We start from the raw sequence: 19,416 nt of genomic DNA, 5'->3' as shown, positions 1-19,416 counted from the left end.
GTCGCCCGATTAAGCGGTTTTGGTGTTGACGGTAGACAGCGCGCCATCTTTGCCCAATAGATTCAAGGCCGAAGACAGGATGCTCTCTTTACCAGGCAACGTACTGGTAGCCGCCCGCCCCAGCGGGATAAAGCTTTCTTCCGCCGTCAGGCGCTTGACCCTCAGTGCCGGCTCTCCCCGCTCCACTCGTTGTGACTGCACCTGCTCTTGGACCATGGCCATCAGTGCCTCACTGACCGAGCCGGCCCTCCGGCATTCATCGACAATCAACAGATGCGCGCAGGGCGCAATCGCCTCCGCCAGCTGCGCCTCGTTAAGCGGAGCCAGCCAGCGCAGGTCAATGATCCGCACACCCACCCTGTGTTGCTCCTCTAACACCTTCGCTGCCTGGCGGGAAAGGAAGTAGCCGTTGCCATAGGTTAGAATACAGAGGTCGCGGCCCGCACCATACTGACCGAATTCCCCGGGCAGAATTGGCTCGGCCTCGGCTGGCGGCACGTAATGATGGGTCCACAGGCCATCGCCCTCTTCATGCAGATCCCGGGTCATGTAGAGCGCGATTGGCTCGACAAAGACCACTACCCGCTGCTCCTCCTGCGCCAGTTTTACACAGGCGCGCAGCATCCCGGCGGCATCGGCGCCGTTAGAGGGACAGGCGACCACCAAGCCGGGAATATCCCGGAACACGGCGAGGGAGTTGTCGTTGTGGAAATGCCCACCAAAACCTTTCTGGTAAGCCAGCCCCGCAATTCGAATAACCATCGGATTGGTAAATTGGCCCTTGGAAAAGAAACTCAGGGTGGCTGCCTCCCCTCGAATCTGGTCTTCGGCGTTATGCACGTACGCCAGGAACTGGATCTCGGGAATCGGCAGGAAGCCGTTGTGGCCAAGCCCTATCGCGAGCCCGAGAATACTCTGCTCGTCGAGCAGAGTGTCGATCACCCTATGTTTACCAAATCGTTCCGACAACCTGTTGGTGACGTTGTAGACGCCACCCTTGGGACCGACATCCTCACCGGCCAGGATAATATTTTCCTGCTCCAGCATCAGGTCAGCCAGAGTCCAGTTGATCAGCCGAGCCATATGTTGCGGTTCGCCGAGAGCACGGCTCTCCCGCGCAAAGATCTTGTCGCGCGCCTCAGGCGCCGCCCGTTCGAAGGCTGGTAGTTTTTTCTTCGGTGGAATCAGCGAAGCCATCACCTGCGCCGGCGTCTCCAACTTCGGTCGCTTGATCGCCTGCTCCGCAACCCGCGCCGTGCGTTCGCGCACCGCTTCATAAAGCTCACAGATCTGTACTGCAGTAAGCACATCTTGGTCGATCAGCAACCTTGCCGTATGCAGCAAGGGGTCCTGCGCCTCCATGGCCTCGATAGCCTGACGCTCCAGGTACACAGTCTGGGCGTCGGATCCGGCGTGCCCCATCAAGCGCACCGTTCGCATATGCAAAAAAACCGGCTGCCGGTAACATCGGGCATAAAAAGCGGCTTCACGGGCTTTCTGGTAGGTATCCAGCAAGTTCAAGCCATCGCAGTAGATATATTTCAATCCGGGACGGTTAGAGAAACTGGAGGCAATCCAGCCGCTAGGTGTGGCTGTCGAGATGCCGATTCCGTTGTCCTCGCACACGAACACCAGCGGCATTGGCACTTTTTGGTAGGCCGCCCAAGCTGCCGCATTGATCGCGCCCTGCGCGGTCGAGTGGTTGGCGGAGGCGTCGCCAAAACTGCACAGCACCACGCCGTCGTGGGGCAGGTTGCCGTCGAGCTTCATTCGTTTGGCCAAGGGAATGCTGTAGGCTGCCCCCATGGCTTTGGGCAGGTGGGATGCAATGGTGCTGGTCTGCGGCGGCACAAAAAGACTTTTACTGCCAAGCACCTTATGCCGCCCGCCGGAGACGGGGTCATCGGCAGAAGCCGCAAAAGAGAGCAGCAGGTCGTAGAGAATGGTTTCCCCCGGCAGCTGCTTGCTGCGTTGGATCAAGAACGGCGCACCACGGTAATGCAAAAATGCCATATCCCGATAATCAAACGCCTTACCGATGGCCGCATTACCTTCATGACCGGAACTGCCGATGGTATAGAATGATTCACCGCGCGCCTGAAGCAGCCGAGACTGCAGGTCCAGGTGGCGGCTCAACAGCTGCGATTCAAACAACTCGACCAATTCCGAGGGGGTCAAGCCAGCATCCTCGAGAGACAAGGAAATTTGGGAGGATGGCAAATCTCCCGCTTTCACCCGGCGAGTAAAATTTTCATCAACCACTTTTGCTCTGTTTTGCATGGTACCCTTTTCAACCTCTCTGGATTACTTTCAGCCCGCTAACCATTGCAATCATTCCTGCAGTGTCTCCAACGCCTGCTTTATCATGTCGAGACCCTCATCCATCACACTTGGCTCCGCTCAAAGACAATGCCTCGCATTGCGCCAATGCCTGTCGGAACTCCAAGCATGGGGAAACGCCCACATCCTTTCCATGCCTGATAGGCATTAACAATCGCCGCTTCTTGCTGATTTGTCCATGTGGTTAGTGCCTCGTTTTGCATGATATCCATGACTGCCAATGAAGCGGCACAGGCCACTGCATTACCTGAACAGGTACCTCCCAGCGCTCCTTTTGGTAACGGCATCCATCAATTCCTTACAACCGACCAATGCAGCGAGAGGGAGTCCTGATGGCATACTTTTCCCTAATATCAACAGGTCGGGCTCAATGCCCAGATGACTGAATCCAAAACGCTTCCCGGTTCGCCCAAAACCTGATTGAATTTCGTCAGAAATCAATAAAATATCATACTTATCGCAAATTGCGCGCAGCGCTTTGGCAAATCGGGGCAAAGTAAACGCAAACCGCCTTCTCCTTGAATTGGCTCAACGATGACACAGGCCACTTCCCTCGGAGCAATCTCCACCGCAAATACTCGGTCTAACGCAGCAAGCGACTGCTCTGCGGATACTCCACTATCTTGACCAGCCCGGATTTCTCATGCGGGTATAAAAGAAAGCGGCTGAAAGTGCTATAGTTTCAAGAACCTAACCAATCCGCCGAACACGAACAGCCGCTTCCAAAATTGCACCTGAAAAACTGACCTTCTCGCCACTCTCTCGCCGTCAAATTGAAGCCGATTTCTCCGGTGGCCACAACACCTCCGATGCCGGATGGAGCAGCGAGTGGACCGACAGGCAGTGGTCAAAGCCCACGAACTGCTGTGGCATCACTTCATTGAACAGCATGAAGCGCCACCCAAAGAAATCGTGCTGGATTTTGACAGTACCGACGTTCCGGTGCATGGGGACCAGCCCGGCAAGTTCTTTAATGCCTACTTCGACCACCATTGTTACTTTCCACTGTACGTGTTCTGCGGCCGTCTCCTGCTGGTGAGCTACCTACGCACCAGCAACCGAAGCGACAGTCGTCACAGCTGGGCCATTCTGGTCCTGCTGGTACGGTTCATTCGGCAGTACTGGCCCGATACCCGCATCGTGTTCCGGGGTGGCAGCGGCTTCTATCGTCCCCGATTGCTGAACTGGTGCGACCGGGGCGACATGGAGAACCGGATCAAGGATCAACAGCTGCGCCTGTTCGCGGATCGAACCTCAAGCACGCAGTGGTGGACCAATCAGTGGCGGCTGAAGGTGATCAAGGTCGGCGCGGTCATCATTCGCAACACCCGAGGCATACGGGTGTTGATGAGTGACGCCTATCCTTACAAAGACGAACTCTCTGACCTGGTGTGCCGGCTGGTCCCGGGGTAAATGCCCGGGCTCCCCCGGCCCGACTCAACGGAGGAAAGGGGGCAGTGTGTCCGGACAACAGAAATTGATTAGTTATTGGTCAACCATGGCCGGAATTGACCAGCCATGGCGGTAACCCGCCCAGTCTGCGAGACTTGTTGGTGACCTATGAGAAATCCAGGCTAGTGACCCTCGCGGTTTATACAAGACTCCGCCCCGGTGAGCTGTGCGCGCTTGCCAGGGAAGATGTTGAAAGAAACAAACGATACATACGACGAGCTGTGCCTGATAAGGGACTACTTAAGCTAGTGTCCCGTCTGGTTGGTGCCACCTGCCCTGGAAGCAGTGGATGCACTGTTGCGCTTGAGTGAAGGACAGACTCAGGAGACAGAAATTATTCACATCTCTCGACACCAGACAAAGACAGTAAAGCTGACACCTCTCGTTGCTCCCATCCAGGCAAGAAATCTCCAAATAGCTGGGCGACGAAGTGGGATAAGCTCCTCAACCGAGCCAATGTCCGGCGCCGTGTTTCTTATCAGACTCGGCATACATATGCCTGCTGGTCTCTTACTGCCCATGGTAACATCGCGTACATAGCCAACCAGATGGGCCACAAAGACTATTCCATGTTAGTTCGAGTTTTCGGTCGGTGGATGGATTCCGAATCCGAGGATGAGGCCGAGTTCATCTGGCAAGAATTGAAAAAAAGTGGTGCATTTTGCCCCAAGATTGCCCCAAGCAAATGAGGAAGTATGCCGAAAGCGAGTAACAGCAAGGGTTCTAGCGAATTATCCAAGCACACCCCGATGATGCAGCAATACCTGAAAATCAAGGGCGAGCATCCCAATGAGCTGGTGTTCTACCGCATGGGGGATTTTTACGAGCTATTCTACGAAGATGCCAGAAAGGCTGCCGAATTCCTGGACATCACCCTGACCGCCCGGGGGCAGTCCGGCGGCAACCCGATTCCCATGGCTGGCGTGCCGTATCATTCCGCCGAGAGTTACATTGCCCGTCTGGTCCGGGCGGGTCAATCCATCGCCATCTGCGAACAGATCGGTGACCCGGCCACCAGCAAGGGACCGGTGGAACGACAGGTGGTCCGGATCGTCACGCCCGGCACCCTGAGCGACGAGGCCTTTCTCGAGGACCGGCGCGACAACCTGCTGGTCGCCATCTACAGCCACCGGGAGCAGTTCGGGTTTGCGTCCCTGGATATTTCCAGCGGGCGTTTTGCGGTCGCGGAACTGGACGGGCTGGAAGCACTCCAGGGGGAACTGCAACGCCTTCGTCCCGCGGAAATCCTGATCAGCGAGGACTTTCCCTACGGCGAGATCCTCGAAGGTTTCACCGGCATCCGCCGCCAGGGGCCCTGGCTATTCGAGGGAGACACGGCCCACCGGGTGATTACCCAGCAGCTACAGGTGCGAGACCTCACCGGTTTCGGCTGTGAAGACCTGCACCTGGCCATCTGCGCCGCCGGCTGCCTGCTGCAATACGCGAAAGAGACTCAGCGTACCGCCCTGCCCCATATCCGCAAGCTGACCCGAGAGCGCCGGGAAGAAGCGGTGATCCTCGATGCCACCAGCCGACGCAACCTGGAAATCGACACCAACCTCATGGGCGGCCACCAGCATACCCTGGCCTGGGTGATGGACCGCTCCGCCACCGCCATGGGGGGCCGCGAGCTGCGCCGCTGGCTGAACCGCCCGCTTCGGGACGTGGACGTGGTCCGCCAGCGTCAGCAGGCGGTCTCCGCCCTGCTCGACGGCTTCCATTACGAGCCGGTCCATGACCTGCTCAAACAGGTGGGCGACATTGAACGGGTGCTGGCGCGGGTGGCGCTGCGATCGGCACGCCCCAGGGACCTGGCCCGGCTGCGGGATGCTTTCCAGACCCTACCGGAACTCCAGGAAACCCTGAAACCGGTGAACTCCCACCACGTGGTCAAGCTGGCCACCATTATCGGCGAGTATCCGGAGCTGGCCGACCTGCTGGAACGGGCCGTCATCGACAATCCACCGGTGGTGATCCGGGACGGCGGCGTTATCCGGGAAGGCTTTGACGAGGAACTGGACGAACTGCGCAACATCAGCGAAAACGCCGGCCAGTACCTGCTGGATGTGGAGACCCGTGAAAAGGAACGCACCGGCATCAGCACCCTGAAAGTGGGTTACAACCGGGTGCATGGCTACTACATCGAGATCAGCCGGGCGCAATCGGACCAGGCACCGGCGGACTACATCCGCCGGCAGACCCTGAAAAACGCCGAGCGTTTCATCACGCCGGAGCTGAAGGAATTCGAGGACAAGGCCCTTAGTGCCAAGAGCCGGGCACTCGCCCGGGAAAAGGCGCTGTACGACCAGGTCCTCGAAAGCGTCGCCGAGCAGCTGGCGCCGCTGCAGGATGCCGCCCAGGCCCTCTCGGAGCTGGATGTTTTGAGCAACTTCGCCGAGCGGGCAACCTCTCTGCGCTTTGCCGCACCGGAATTCACCGACCAACCGGGTTTTGACATCGAGGAAGGCCGGCACCCGGTGGTCGAGCAGCTTCTGGACGAACCATTTGTGCCCAATGACCTGCTGATGGACACCAAGCGTCGCATGCTGGTCATTACCGGCCCGAACATGGGCGGTAAGTCCACCTATATGCGCCAGGCGGCCCTGATTGCCCTGCTCGCCTACACCGGCAGTTTCGTTCCCGCCAACCGGGCGCGGCTCGGGCCGGTGGATCGTATTTTCACCCGCATGGGCTCCTCCGATGACATCGCCGGCGGCCGCTCCACGTTCATGGTGGAAATGACCGAAACCGCCAATATCCTGCACAACGCCACCGAGCACAGTCTGGTGCTGATGGATGAGGTGGGCCGGGGCACCAGCACCTTCGACGGGCTGTCCCTGGCCTGGGCCACCGCCGAGCACCTGGCAAAGAACATTCGCTGCTATACTCTGTTCGCAACCCACTACTTCGAACTGACCCAGCTGGCCGATGACCTGGAGCACGCCGTCAACGTGCACCTGACCGCGACCGAACACGACGACAGCATCGTGTTCCTGCACAACGTTCACGATGGCCCCGCTAGCCAGAGCTACGGACTCCAGGTCGCCCAACTGGCGGGTGTACCCCAGGATGTCATCCGCAATGCCAAGGCACAGCTGACCCATCTCGAAGGCAGCGCCAGCCCCAGCGCCCCCGTGACTGACCAGGCCCCGGAGCAGCCCGAATCCGGTCATTCCGGGGCCAGGCAGAGGGTGAGTGAGCCCGTGTTTCAGGGTGATATGTTTGCCAGCCTGGAGCCCAGCGCCGTGGAAGAAGCGCTAAAGAAGCTCGACCTCGATGACCTGACGCCCCGAGAGGCCCTGAACCGGCTTTACGAGCTGCGGGATTTAATGGATAAATAGCGGGAAATTTGCGCGGAAATGACCTATGTAATAAGGATATAGCAGGCGAAAGCTTGCCCCTTCAGGGAGCGCTCCCTACAATATCGCGCACCAAATTATAAGGTAGGGGCTCGCACTATCCGGCTCCTGATGAGACTGAACACTCTACGACCAGGGATCTGACTATGGCTTTTATCGTTACTGATAACTGCATTAAGTGCAAATACACGGACTGCGTGGAAGTCTGCCCCGTGGACTGCTTCTATGAAGGCCCGAACTTTCTGGTAATCGACCCCGACGAGTGCATCGACTGCGCACTGTGTGAGCCCGAGTGCCCGGCCGAAGCGATCTTCTCCGAGGACGAACTGCCGGCGGATCAGGTCCAGTTTGTGGAAATCAACGCCGATCTGGCGGCCAAGTGGCCGAACATCACCGAGAAGAAAGATCCGCTGCCGGACGCCGAGGAATGGGACGGTAAGCCCAACAAATTGCAGTATCTGGAGCGCTGAGCTCCGGGTACCGATTATAAAAAAGGGAAGCCGAGGCTTCCCTTTTTTTGTGACCCTGCCTGCGACGGCAGTGCCCTTTAGAGCATGCCCCCTATTCCTCCCCGGCCAGTAATCTTTTTGCCGCCGAAGAGCGGTAGAATGGAGAAAGCCTGCGCCGGACAAGGGCTTCGAGATAGCCCTCTTCCCGCAGGACGTCCGTAACCGGAATCCCGTAGGCCTCGATTTCCGTGCGAATCACCTCGCGGGTAACCCCCACATCATTCAGCAGGTCCGTCACCGGCCGGTCGCCGTACTTGGCGAACAGGTGCTCCACCACGGCCCGGGCACAGCCTTCAAAATAGCCGGTCCTGCGGAACTGCAACCAGAATTCATAGCCAAGGACCACGAACTCCTGCAACTCGACATCCCCCAGCCCTTCGCGGAGCTCGGCGATGGTCTTGTCTTCCACCGCCACCCAGGCGGCCATCACGCTGTCCCGGAGTTCGTCATCGCTGAGCGCCCGGTGCAGGAACGCCTCACTGCGGGCGATCAGGCCGGGCAGGCTGTCCGCGAGCCAGGCCTTGATGCGCCGCTCAAAGGTCTCGTCCAGGCCCGGCACCGCCCGGTTGGCGACCTTCTTGCCAAACTTCATCATGGAGCCCACCCCGGGTACGGAGCGGGCGATCAGGTTGTCTTCGTACAGGTAGTTGACCAGCCCGTGATAGACCACATTGGACACCAGTTCCTGGTAGACCGGATGGGCCATGATCTCACTGATGACCCGTTCCCGCTGCTGTCGCAGCTCAAGAGCCTCCTCCAGGAAACCGGTGGCCTGCTCACGGGAGATGATCTCGCCAAGGGTGGTCTTGGCCTGGACCGGCGAGTTCATGACTTCCGTTGCCATCTCGGCGGCCAGCTCGGGGATGCCGGCATCCAGTTCCATTTCAACGACTACGCGCTCGATCACGCCCATCACCTGATCGATGCTGGCTACCCGGTTCAGGGTAATTCGTCCGGCATGGTCCAACAGCTCGTCAAGCTCCCGCTTTAGAAATTTCTTCAGTTTCGCCCCCTTCAGGGCGGCCATCTCATGGCGGACATGCTCTTCGTACAGCCTGTCAGCCAGACTGCCAGCGGACTTGGTCATGGTAGGGTCAATCCTTGTGGGCGATGGAAACAACAACTCCGAGGCTAACACGAAGCCGACATCCGGGGGGTTGCCCAAACTACGGGCTTACGGTTGCAGAGAGGTCAAACGGATTAGGGAACGCCGACAGCGCCGGCGCCCGCAATTACTGAAAATCGTTGAAGGTATGGGGTTCCGCTGCCAGGGCGAGACACAGGCTACCGGGTCCAACATAGATGCTGCTGGTAATTCCCATCTGGGACAGCAACAGCTCGACACCGTTGCGTTCACAGGCATCCCGCAACCGGTTCAGGCCGGGCAGGTCCTCAATCTCGGTCCAGGTCAGACCGCAGGAAAGGCTGACGTAGGGCGTCAGAAGGCCGGCATCGACCCGCGCCGCCGCGTAATTCATGACTTTTTCCACGGCCACATCAAAGTTGCGGGTTTTCGCTACCGGTTGGGCTTCGGCGCCCTGCCCGAAAATCACCGGCGTAATGTTGAGAGCCTTACCCAGGAAGGCGACAACCGCCGAGATGCTTTTGTCACCGCGGCGGCGGGCACGCTCGCGTATGTAGTGAAGATCCCTGGGGATGACACAGGTATAGATCTTGTCAGTGAAGGACTCCACCTCATGGCGCAGGGCGTTCTTGGAGAGCTTCTGACCGATCAACCTCAGTGTATGGGCTGCAAGCAGGCCCTGACCGGCAAAAATCTGTTTGCTGTCGATCACCCGCATGGAGAACTTGCCTTCCCGGCCGGCTGCAGCTCGGGCTTTCTCGTAATTGGCCAGAACACTGTTCATCGCCTTGGTGGCGTTCTCGAAGATCAGGCTACGGCTACGAGTGACCGTTTCACAGATAGCGACATCGAACTGGGTGACGATCTTCTCCATAAACAGATCATGGATCTGCTCCTCAGTGAAGGCATGGGTCTGGGCATGATGCCCTTTCTGCAGGAGCCCGCTCTGGTAGAACTCCTGGGTTCGGACCGGGTCGTGTTCGTCGATGTAGGTCTGGCCGTCGATGACAGCGGTCACGGGGAGGATAAAGAGGTCGTGCTTGCGACTGAACTCATAGGGCAGATCACACGCGGAATCCACGATCAAACCTACTCGCATGGTGAGACTCTCCAGCTGCGGGCCATTCCTCTTCGGGAACGCCCTTTATTTTGTCGTTTTTTTGAGTCGCCAAGTTTTACATAAGCGGGGTGGAATTTCAGCACTCGCTCAATTCGGTGCATCCAGACCTTCCAACTCCTGCAGGTTCTCGGCCAGCAGGCGCCGGTTATCCTGTTGCCAGGGGTGGAAGTCCTTGCGCAGGTAGGCAAGAAACTCGGGCAGGCACTGGCGAATGACGCCCGGTTTTCCCCACAGGAAGTTCAGCCCGCCCAACCAGGTCCGGACACTCCAGAGCTTGCCATCGGTGCGCAGCAGGCTGCAGGTATTCAGGAAGGTGTACTTGCAGAAATTCCAGGTCACGAACAGGAACACGATCCGGCGCAATCGCTCATTACCCACGCAGGCCCGGTAGACATCAAACGCAACCGATTTATGCTCGGTTTCCTCGATGGCATGCCAGCGCCAGAGCTGTTTCATGGCGGGCGTGGCGCCCCCCATCCACTCCGGGTTCTTCAGGATGGCATTGGCCAGAACCGCCGTGTAGTGCTCTGCACCACAGGTGCCAGCCAGCTGACGACTTGCCGGCAACTTGCCGACCCATTCCATGTGCTTGCGGAACCGCCGGTCGATCGCATCAATGTCATAGCCACGGGCCTTCAGTGCCTCGTTGTAACTCTTATGTTCGCGGCTGTGCAGAGCCTCCTGGCCGATAAAGCCCCGAATCTCCTGCTTGAGCTTGGGATCCTCAATCCTGTCGCGGTAAAACCTCACGGCGTTGATGAACTGTTGTTCCCCATCGGGAAACTGGAGCGACAACGCATTGAAAAAGGCGGTGCGGAAGGCGTCGTTGCCATGCCAGAAGGATTTCAGGTCCTCGCTGACATCGAAATGGATGTGCCGGGGTGCGACAGACACCCCTTCCGGGGTCGAGCTGACTGACATGGTGGCCTCCTGTCGTCAGGTTATTGTTATCACCGCATTGAACTTCGTCTACTTTTTAACCGGAAGAGCCAGTTTAACCTCACCCGGATTCTGCCGAAAAGACAACGACAGGATAAATGAGACAATTTGTCACGATATGACAAATCGTCAATGCGCCGCGCCCTTTTCGTACATGAATAGTTCATGGAAAGCCGGGATCAAGGCCAGGCCCGACTCAGTACACATCCTCCAGATAACGCCCCTGTACTCTCAAATCATCCACCTCCAGCCTCAAGGGTTGAAGAATCTCTTCGAAAACCTGTTTCACCCCGGCGGCCATGTCCCTGCCGCCACACACCAGAATCTGGGCACCGGTATCAATCATCTGCCGCAAGGCTGTCTGATCCTGCCGGAGCCTGTCCTGCACGTAGGCCCTTTCATCGGATCTTGAGAATGCGGTACTCAGCCCCGTTAGCCGGCGATCCTCAAGGTAGTGCCCCAGTTCCGGTTGATAGAGAAAGTCCGAATTCGCACTTCGCCCGCCCCAGTACAGGTACATGGGGTTGCGGTCGGTGTTATTCCGGATAAACCCGGTCAGCGGACCGATCCCCGCACCGGCGCCAATCAGAATGACGGGCACTGTGCCAGCGATCGGGCGAAACCCCGGATTCTGGCGAATGAAGGCCTCAACACTGTCACCCGGTTTCAGGCCATGCAGGTAACCGGAGCAAAGGCCAGCGGGCTGTTTGCGAACACAGATCTCAATTACCCCTTCACTGGCAGATGAAGCCAGCGAGTAAAACCGCGCTTCTTCCCCTTGTGGCGGCAGGATGCCGAGCAGGTCGCCCGCCTCGAACGCTGGCAGGTTATTGCGGCCAGACCGGGAAAACCAGGACCGCCATCCCTGCCGCGCGTCTGCCAGACGGAAGCGCAGGATGCTGGTCGGCGCCTGCACTGCCAGCCCGTAATCCACACGTTCTGCAAGCTCCAGCCGGAAGGTGCGCGGTGGGACCGGATCATGGCTCAGGGAAAGCGGAGTCCCGATCGCAGTGCCAAGCCGGTCACCCCACTCGCTGAACCGGGCAGCGGAACAGCGGTCAATCAGTTCAACGGGTTGTATCTGGCTCAGCCCTTTGCCGGCCAGTGCTTCATTTACCTCCAGAGCAAACCGGCAGAAGTTCGGGAACTGACGGTCACCAAACCCCAGTACGGCATATTTCAGCGCGCTTCCGGCCCTGAAGTCGCGAAGTCGCTCCATGAATCGCCCGGCAGAGGCCGGCGCCTCACCGTTACCGTAGGTGGAGGTCAGCACGAGTAACATAGAAGCCTTTGGATAAGAATGCGCCAATGCGTTCATCTCCACGCAATGCACCCGATATCCCACCTTGGTCAGGCCCGCCTGCAATGCCCGGGCAAAGCCCCAGGTAGCACCGGCCTCTGACCCCACAAGAACAATCACGTCGGCCTCGGCGGCAGCGGCATTGCCCTGGGCCTGTAACGACAACCGGCGCCGCTGCCACCAGATGACAGCTCCTGTCACCGATAGCGCCGGCACGGCAAGCGCAGCCACACCGAGGATCACGCCCAGCCACCAGAGGCCCTCACCGGTATGCAACCTCATGATCCATTGCTGGACCATGCTGCCGGTGGACCGGGGCTGGAACTGCAGCAGCTCGCCGGTAGCCTGATCAACGAAGCCGTAGCACCCGGTGGTGGTCAGGGAGTACACGTCCTGAGGGTCATCAGGATAGGGAAACACCAGTTCCCGGAGATCGTTAAGATCAACCTCTGAGAGCGCCTGAAGCTGGTCCACCGGACGGGGTTGGCCCCCGGAAACCTCGGCCGGGAAACCTGGTCCCAGGTCGGAGACCTCGGGTATGAGACCAAATCGCTGGGCCGACAGGAAACTTCCGGTCAGTGCCGACAACAACAGCCCCAAAACCGCCAACCGGGCCACTTCGGCATGAACCCGTTTACTGCCGGTGCCGGCCAACGGCTGCATCAATGCTCTCCAGCCACCGCTCCGACGAGCCAGCAATACCATGCCCGATAGGCAGACAAGCAACATCAATGCGGCCGAGATGCCCGCCATCATCCGCCCTGGCGTATCCAGCAGGAACGAGCGGTGCAGGTCCCTGATCCAGACAAAGAACGCCGATGGCTGGTAGGCCCCCAGACGCTCGCCGGTCACCGGATTGACCAGATCCGCCCCGGCCTGGCCATCACGGCTGTAGTAAACGACCACCTGGCCGGAGAGGTCACGCACAATCTGTTCAGTACCCGGGTAGTTTGCCACCACCCGTCCTGCCATCTGCGCAACGCTGACCTCGCCGGCCGGTGGAACCACTGCACCGGCCCGGTCCAACGCTGGTGCGAGGGCCAGGATTGAACCGGTAACAGCCAGTGTCACCAGAAACACCACCGCAAACAGACCGGGCAGACCGTGCAATTGACGCAACATCACCCTGGCTCCTCGCTATCCATTAAAAATCGTAGCGGAACGAGCGAACGTAACCCCGCCCCGAGACCGGCTTGCCCGCCCCCTCGGTGGTCAGCGGTACCGCAACATCGGCCCGGTTGTCCCGCATATCCTCAACCGCGGTGTCAACACGGACTTCATGGCCGCTGTCAATCAGAGCGTCATCAAGATCAAGGGTGATTTTCAGGGTTCGGCCGCTGGTGATGCTGGCGCCCGTCAGCCCGTCATATTCCGCAGGGTCCAGCCTGCTGCCACGGGCCCAGCCGCTCAGGTGCTTGTAGTACTTGGACTTTTTTCCGGCAACCCAGAGCGTTCCCTGATACGCACCGGACGCATCCGTCATGTAGAGGGCCATGTAGGCGCCATCTCCGCCGTAGTCGAGCAACTCGGTTGTGAAGGTCACTTCACGAGCCTGAGCCAGAGCGGGCAAGGCGACAGAGACAGCCAGGCCCAGAACAAGAAGAATCTTTTTCATACCGTACCTCTTCATACCGTATTTCCGGTATCACGTTGAATTGCAGAAACAGCGGGTAAAACAATGAGTGGGTTATTCCACGGTCACTGTCGGACGCCCCTTGACGATGCCATTACGGGGAACCGGACGATCGGTCTGAGCCTTGTCCCGGGCGTTGCCGTCACCTCGGTCATAACTGTCTTCATCGTCGTCATCGTCATCGTCGTCTTCCCGCTCCAGCTCCATCAGTTCGAGAGAGGCCGGTGCGAACGAGGCCTCAGCGCCAAATCCCTCCGGGGCCAGGCCCTTCACTTCATAACAACCGTCATCCACCTTGATGCGGTAGACCGTCCAGCCTTTCGCCTCCAGCTTCTGACGCAAGTGTTCCCGTGGCTGCCAGTCAGTCACCGGATCGTCACAGTCATCGTCCGCCAGCACCGGTGCACTTAGGCACAGTACCGCGAGGCTGATAATCACAGGTTTGGTTTTCATGGGATGTCTCCTGTTGAATCCACAACAGCTATTCTGGGGCGCAAAGCTGACACTGGCCTGAACGCCCCGGGACGGGTTAACGGAACTGGAAGGCTTCCTTGTGGAAGCGTGACAGACGCAACGGTGCCGCGCGCAACCCCCGCTCCAGGGTCTGCCCCAGCCCTGCCGGGCCACAGAACCAGACCTCAGCCCTGGCACCCGAGAGCTCACTGGCAGACAGGGCTTCTGCCGAAAGGCTCTCCCCTTTGCTGCTGTCGTGAATCTGCAGCTTGATGCCTGGAAAATCCTGGCAAAGCGCCTGAAGCCGGCCTACCACTGGGTCCCGGTCCGCGTTGCGGGTGCAGTAATGCAAATCCGCTTCGGGTGCGGGCTGGTTGGCGGCACTCGCCGCTTCGAGCCAGGCGAGAAACGGCGTGACACCAATGCCGCCGGCAATCCAGATCTGGTGGGCCTTGTGATTTCTTCGATTGAAATCGAAGCAACCGTAGGGACCTTCCACGGTCACCGGCTGACCCACCCTGATCTTATGGGCGAGGTTACGGGTGAAGTCGCCGAGGGACTTGATCAGGAAAGTGACCCGGCCATCACCGCCATCGGCACTGGCAATGGTGAAGGGATGAGAGCCTTCCAGCTTGTTGAAGGTCACCAGGGCAAACTGCCCGGGTCGGTGCCCCTGCCAGGCCTGGCCCAGGTCCAAAGTCACCTCGGTGATATTCGGTTCCGGGGTATCGATGGCTGAGATGGTGCCCTGCACCTGACGATGTCGACCGACTCTTCCGGCCAGTGAAAGCATGCTGGCAAGGCTGCCGCCTGCTAACAGGGCTACCATCAGCCAACCGATGGGTTGCCGCCACCAATCCAGCGGAGCAAGCCAGACCGCATGGAACGCGAGCAGCAGGTAAAGCGCAGGCATTGCCCGGTGCAGATACCGCCAGTACCGGTAGGGAAACTTTCGCCACAGCGTGATCAGCAACATGGCGAACAACAGGTAAATGGCAAACTCGCCCACCTCTTCTGCGACATCGCGCATGACCTCGATAAACCCACCGTAGTGCAGGTCTTCGAGTCGCCTGACGCCACCAAAGATCGCTTCGATGACATCGTCACCCATCTCGATCAACCAGTGAGCCGCCGCGAAGGTCACCGCAAGAATGCCCGCCCATTTATGGGTGCGGTAGATCTTGTCCAGCCCGCCCATGGGCCTCTCAAGCCAGGCCGGGCGAAGGGCCAGCATCATGGTCAGGGACAGCAAGGCGATGGATAACCACCCGCTGAGCAAGAGGCCCTGGTCATAGACGGACCACGGCCCGCCAGATGTTGTCAGGCTCCATGCCCACAGGCCCGTAACCACAAGAATGAAAGGTAATATCAGCCGGATCATGGTGTCTCCTCAGATCAGCTCCGGGAATCTTCACGATCAGGCTAGCGCCGGAACCTGACAGCCAGCTGAAGCTGATCAGAAAACAGGGCCGTTCCTTGACTTTTAAGGCTGCTGTCAGGTTCAGGCTGTAGTATCTTTTTCACAAATCGCATCAAAGGTGAGCTATGCGAATATTGCTGGTGGAGGATACTGTGGGCCTGGGAGAGGCCGTGCGGGATCAGATCACCGAAGATGGCCATGCCGTGGACTGGGTGCCGTCACTGAGTTTTGCTGAAGCCAGCTTCCAAACCACCACCTACGACCTGATTCTTCTCGACCTGATGCTCCCGGATGGCCATGGTCTGGATTTTCTGAAAACCATCAGAGCCAGCGGAAATAGCACCCCGGTGATTATTCTTACGGCCCGGGACCAGGTATCTGACCGCATTGAGGGACTGAATGCCGGTGCCGACGACTACCTGATAAAACCCTTTGATCTGTCCGAACTGTCCGCCCGTGTGGCCGCCGTCGCCCGTCGTTACAGGGGCAACCCGAATCCGCTGATACAGGTGGGTAACCTGGAGGTGGATCTTCGCGATCACCGCATTCAGCGCAATGGTCAGCCGGTGGAACTGACGGCCCGCGAGTGGGCCTTGTTCGAGGGCTTCATCCAGCGGCCCGGGATGCTGCTTTCGAGGCAGCAGCTGGAGGATCGGCTGTATGCCTTCGGGGCGGAAATCGAAAGCAACACCATTGAAGTCTATGTCAGCCGTATGCGAAAAAAGCTGGGGCACGATGCCATCGTAACAGTCCGGGGCATGGGCTACCGTCTGGAAACCCATGAAACATAACCGCAGCCTGCAAAAACGCCTGGGTATTGGCCTCACCCTGGGAGCCACTCTCCTGTGGCTGCTGGGCGTTGCTGCATCCGGGCTGGTGGCGCAGCATGAAATGAACGAAGTCTTCGACAGCGCCCTTGAGGAAACCGCCCAACGCATTCTGCCGCTGGCGGTTACCGACATCCTGAATCGCGAGACCATTACCGGAAATCAAACCGCTCCTGCACTGAAGGAGCATGACGAGTACCTCACCTACGTGGTCAGGGACCGCCAGGGCAATCTTCTGCTGCAGTCCCACGATGCCGACCCCAGTGTCTTTGCGGATCCGCCCCTCGAAGGCTTCACCAACACATCCACACATCGGATTTATGGCGCGTCAGCGGTCAGTGACACCCTCTACATTGAAGTCGCCGAACCCCTGGCCCACCGGCACGAAGCCGCGCTGGAAGCTGGCCTGGCTCTATTGGTGCCGCTGTTTGTCCTGATTCCGGTCAGCCTGTTCGGAATCTGGTGGGTTGTCCGGTTATCCCTGCGCCCGGTGATCGAATTCCAGCACTCGATCGAAGCCCGGGGAGCCAGCGACCTCTCACCCGTGGACAAAGACCGGCTCCCTGAAGAGTTCGAACCGACAGCGGTTGCCGTCAATCGGCTGCTGGAGCGGCTGAACCGCGCGCTTGACGCTGAACGGAGTTTCACCGCCAACAGCGCTCACGAATTGCGCACCCCGCTGGCCACGGCACTGGCCAAGGTGCAACGGCTGAAAACGCAGCTTGAGGATCACCGTCTGAGAGAGAATGTGGCTGAGATCGAAGAGGCGCTGCACGGCCTGTCCACATTGTCCGGCAAGCTGCTCGAACTTGCCAAGGCCGAAGGCGGAGGCGCCCTTTCACAAGAACCGCATAACCTTGTGCCAATACTCACCATGATCAGCCGCGACTTTGAACCTCTGGCGCCTGGCCGGATTCGCCTGACGTTGCCGGACCATGAAGTGAACTCCCTCCTCGATCCGGATGCTTTTGCCATTCTGGCCCGCAACCTGATCGAAAACGCACTGAAACATGGCTCCGAGCAACAGCCCGTGGATGTCAGCATGACCGACGATGGCAGAGTGAGAGTCTGCAACGGAGGCGACATCGTGCCACCTGACCAACTGGCCGCGCTACGAAATCGGTTTTCCCGTTACGACACCAAGGCAGTCGGCTCCGGCCTGGGACTCGCCATAGCCGAGGCCATTGCTTCGGGTTCCGGTATGAGCCTGCATTTGCGTTCGCCGGCAACCGGATGGACGGATGGTTTTGAAGCAGAAATCAATGTGACCCATGCCGGCAGGGAACATCGACCCCGACCTGAAGGCGGCAGATGCAGCGCTAAGCAACGGCAAGATTGACCAGCTGATTGCAAACAGCACCAGGAAAATGATGAATACCAGAAACTGCAGGGCGAACAGGGCCTGGACCATTTCCGCGAATTCCCAGCGGTAATGGACAAACGGGAGTCGGATCTTGAAGGGGCCAGCGGGCCAGTACGGCTACTCTTCGCCGTTGTTGCGGTGAAATATTTGCATAAAATGGTCTCCAGACCCACGCGCGCCGCGTGTGCCTGATGATGTTGCTTTTGTGGTGACATACCGGCTGCGCCGGGCTGGCGCAGCCGGTCAATGGATCAGTCCAGCTTTTTGGCCTGATCCCGCAGCACGAACTTCTGGATCTTGCCCGTGGAGGTCTTGGGCAGCTCCGTGAAGACGACCGTTTTCGGTACTTTGAACCGGGCCAGGTGCTCGCGGCAGAAGCCGATGATGTCCTCTTCGCTGACCTCGTCGGCCTCCGGCTTCAGGGTGATGAACGCGCAGGGAGTCTCGCCCCACTTCTCGTCCGGGCGGGCAACCACCGCCGCTTCCAGCACGGCCGGATGGCGGTACAGGGTATCCTCCACCTCGATGGTAGAGATGTTTTCGCCACCGGAGATGATGATGTCCTTCAGGCGGTCCTTGATTTCCATGTAGCCGTCCTCGTGCCAGACGGCCAGGTCACCGGTGTGGAACCAGCCACCACGGAAGGCCTCTTCGGTGGCGGTCGGGTTCTTCAGGTAGCCCTTCATCACGGTGTTGCCGCGCAGGAAGATTTCGCCAATGGTCTTGCCGTCTTTAGGCACAGGTTCCATGGTGTTGGGATCACCGACCATTGTGCCGGCCAGGGTATGGTAGCGAACGCCCTGGCGTGCCTTTTTCCGGGCCCGGTCATCCAGCGGCAGCTCATCCCACTTGGACTTCCAGGCACATACGGTCACCGGGCCATACACTTCGGTCAAACCATAAACGTGGGTCACCTTGATGCCCATTACTTCCACCGCACCAATAACCTGGGCGGGGGGTGCCGCACCGGCGGTCATGGATTTGACCTCGTGGTCAATTCCGGCCTTGGCCGCGGCTGGCGCATTGAGCAGCGCGTTCAGAACGATGGGCGCCCCGCACATGTGGGTCACCTGGTGATCGCGGATTAGCTGCAGGATCTTCTCCGGGTCAACGCGACGCAGGCATACGTGGGTGCCGGCCATGGCGGTAACGGTCCAGGGGAAACACCAGCCGTTGCAGTGGAACATCGGCAGGGTCCACAGATAGACCGGATGCGGCCCCATCTGCGCATGCAGCGCATTCGACTGCGCCAGCAGCATCGCGCCGCGGTGGTGATAGACCACGCCCTTCGGATCGCCTGTCGTCCCCGAGGTATAGTTCAGCGAGATCGCATCCCACTCGTCCTCGGGCATCTGCCCGGCGAAGCCGGGATGCCCGGTCTCCAGGAGGTCTGGATCCGCTCTACCTTGATCCGTACGAGTTGTCGTGCCGGTGGCAGTACTGCCGGGAAGTGGGCGCGGAGTTCTTGCCATTCGTTTTCACCCGGCAGGATCACCTCGCCCCGGCCGTAGAGGCGCAGAATGCGCGGGGCACCGGTGAAGGCACAGAACATCAGGGTGATGCGGCCGTAGGTCTGCCCTTCCATTCGACCAATGCATCACGCTCCCTGCCTTCCAC

The 19,416-nt window shown here is 59.1% G+C and carries 14 protein-coding genes and 2 pseudogenes; 5 read left to right on the top strand and 11 right to left on the bottom strand.

Translation table 11 applies throughout. The annotated features are described in order from the left end of the window. Nucleotides 1–9 precede the first annotated feature (9 nt). From R6W86_RS12685 to R6W86_RS12675, 3 genes are all read right to left on the bottom strand, one after another. Complete coding sequence (locus R6W86_RS12685; RefSeq protein ID WP_410329732.1) at nucleotides 10–2,280, bottom strand: thiamine pyrophosphate-dependent enzyme; 2,271 nt, start codon at nucleotides 2,278–2,280, stop codon at nucleotides 10–12. Nucleotides 2,281–2,384: 104 nt separating this feature from the next. Continuing rightward, a complete protein-coding gene (locus R6W86_RS12680) occupies nucleotides 2,385–2,627 on the bottom strand; it encodes a hypothetical protein (RefSeq protein WP_410329788.1) in 243 nt (80 codons plus the stop codon). Next, entirely contained in the window at nucleotides 2,584–2,781 is a 198-nt protein-coding gene (locus tag R6W86_RS12675; RefSeq protein WP_410329782.1) for an aminotransferase class III-fold pyridoxal phosphate-dependent enzyme, read from the bottom strand. The genes R6W86_RS12680 and R6W86_RS12675 overlap by 44 nt, the downstream gene beginning before the upstream one ends. 369 nt (nucleotides 2,782–3,150) lie before the next feature. On the opposite strand from R6W86_RS12675, the pseudogene R6W86_RS12670 reads away from it, so the two are divergent. The 3 genes and pseudogenes from R6W86_RS12670 to fdxA form a co-directional block, all read left to right on the top strand. Beyond that, nucleotides 3,151–3,753 (top strand): annotated as a pseudogene (locus R6W86_RS12670) (transposase); the annotation flags it as partial. Between the two features lie 734 nt (nucleotides 3,754–4,487). After that, nucleotides 4,488–7,133 carry a DNA mismatch repair protein MutS gene (mutS, locus tag R6W86_RS12665; RefSeq protein WP_410329731.1) on the top strand — a complete coding sequence of 882 codons (2,646 nt, stop codon included), beginning with the start codon at nucleotides 4,488–4,490 and terminating at the stop codon, nucleotides 7,131–7,133. A gap of 164 nt (nucleotides 7,134–7,297) precedes the next feature. Then, nucleotides 7,298–7,621 carry a ferredoxin FdxA gene (fdxA, locus tag R6W86_RS12660; RefSeq protein ID WP_372986655.1) on the top strand — a complete coding sequence of 108 codons (324 nt, stop codon included), beginning with the start codon at nucleotides 7,298–7,300 and terminating at the stop codon, nucleotides 7,619–7,621. A 91-nt stretch (nucleotides 7,622–7,712) separates the two neighbouring features. On the opposite strand, the gene R6W86_RS12655 is transcribed toward fdxA, so the two are convergent. The 7 genes from R6W86_RS12655 to R6W86_RS12625 form a co-directional block, all read right to left on the bottom strand. Continuing rightward, nucleotides 7,713–8,747 carry a hypothetical protein gene (locus R6W86_RS12655; protein ID WP_410329730.1) on the bottom strand — a complete coding sequence of 345 codons (1,035 nt, stop codon included), beginning with the start codon at nucleotides 8,745–8,747 and terminating at the stop codon, nucleotides 7,713–7,715. A 145-nt stretch (nucleotides 8,748–8,892) separates the two neighbouring features. Then, nucleotides 8,893–9,843 (bottom strand): DegV family protein, encoded by a 951-nt coding sequence (locus R6W86_RS12650; protein ID WP_410329729.1) that lies wholly within the window; start codon nucleotides 9,841–9,843, stop codon nucleotides 8,893–8,895. Between the two features lie 108 nt (nucleotides 9,844–9,951). Beyond that, on the bottom strand, nucleotides 9,952–10,785 hold the full coding sequence (locus R6W86_RS12645) for a metal-dependent hydrolase (RefSeq protein ID WP_410329728.1): 834 nt from the start codon (nucleotides 10,783–10,785) through the stop codon (nucleotides 9,952–9,954). 214 nt (nucleotides 10,786–10,999) lie between these two features. After that, nucleotides 11,000–13,225, bottom strand: a complete 2,226-nt coding sequence (locus R6W86_RS12640; protein WP_410329727.1) for a PepSY domain-containing protein — start codon at nucleotides 13,223–13,225, stop codon at nucleotides 11,000–11,002. A 22-nt stretch (nucleotides 13,226–13,247) separates the two neighbouring features. Beyond that, nucleotides 13,248–13,718, bottom strand: coding sequence for a DUF2271 domain-containing protein (locus R6W86_RS12635; RefSeq protein WP_410329726.1), 471 nt, complete (start codon nucleotides 13,716–13,718; stop codon nucleotides 13,248–13,250). Nucleotides 13,719–13,790: 72 nt separating this feature from the next. Continuing rightward, complete coding sequence (locus R6W86_RS12630) at nucleotides 13,791–14,189, bottom strand: PepSY domain-containing protein (protein WP_410329725.1); 399 nt, start codon at nucleotides 14,187–14,189, stop codon at nucleotides 13,791–13,793. A 76-nt stretch (nucleotides 14,190–14,265) separates the two neighbouring features. Further along, a complete protein-coding gene (locus R6W86_RS12625; RefSeq protein WP_410329724.1) occupies nucleotides 14,266–15,570 on the bottom strand; it encodes a ferric reductase-like transmembrane domain-containing protein in 1,305 nt (434 codons plus the stop codon). A gap of 164 nt (nucleotides 15,571–15,734) precedes the next feature. Between R6W86_RS12625 and R6W86_RS12620 the strand changes: the two genes are divergently transcribed. Further along, the gene (locus tag R6W86_RS12620; RefSeq protein WP_410329723.1) at nucleotides 15,735–16,400 is read left to right on the top strand and encodes a response regulator; all 666 of its coding nucleotides are present in this window, start codon (nucleotides 15,735–15,737) and stop codon (nucleotides 16,398–16,400) included. Next, nucleotides 16,390–17,775 (top strand): ATP-binding protein, encoded by a 1,386-nt coding sequence (locus tag R6W86_RS12615; protein WP_410329722.1) that lies wholly within the window; start codon nucleotides 16,390–16,392, stop codon nucleotides 17,773–17,775. The genes R6W86_RS12620 and R6W86_RS12615 overlap by 11 nt, the downstream gene beginning before the upstream one ends. 275 nt (nucleotides 17,776–18,050) lie before the next feature. Here the strand turns inward: R6W86_RS12615 and R6W86_RS12610 are convergent. Continuing rightward, a pseudogene (locus R6W86_RS12610) lies at nucleotides 18,051–19,178 on the bottom strand (AMP-binding protein); the annotation flags it as partial. Nucleotides 19,179–19,416: the final 238 nt, after the last annotated feature.

The sequence above is a fragment of the Marinobacter sp. genome (assembly GCF_046484525.1).
Lineage (GTDB): Bacteria > Pseudomonadota > Gammaproteobacteria > Pseudomonadales > Oleiphilaceae > Marinobacter.
The sequence above is the reverse complement of the archived record's forward strand: the minus strand, read 5'-3'. Positions and strand labels throughout refer to the sequence as shown.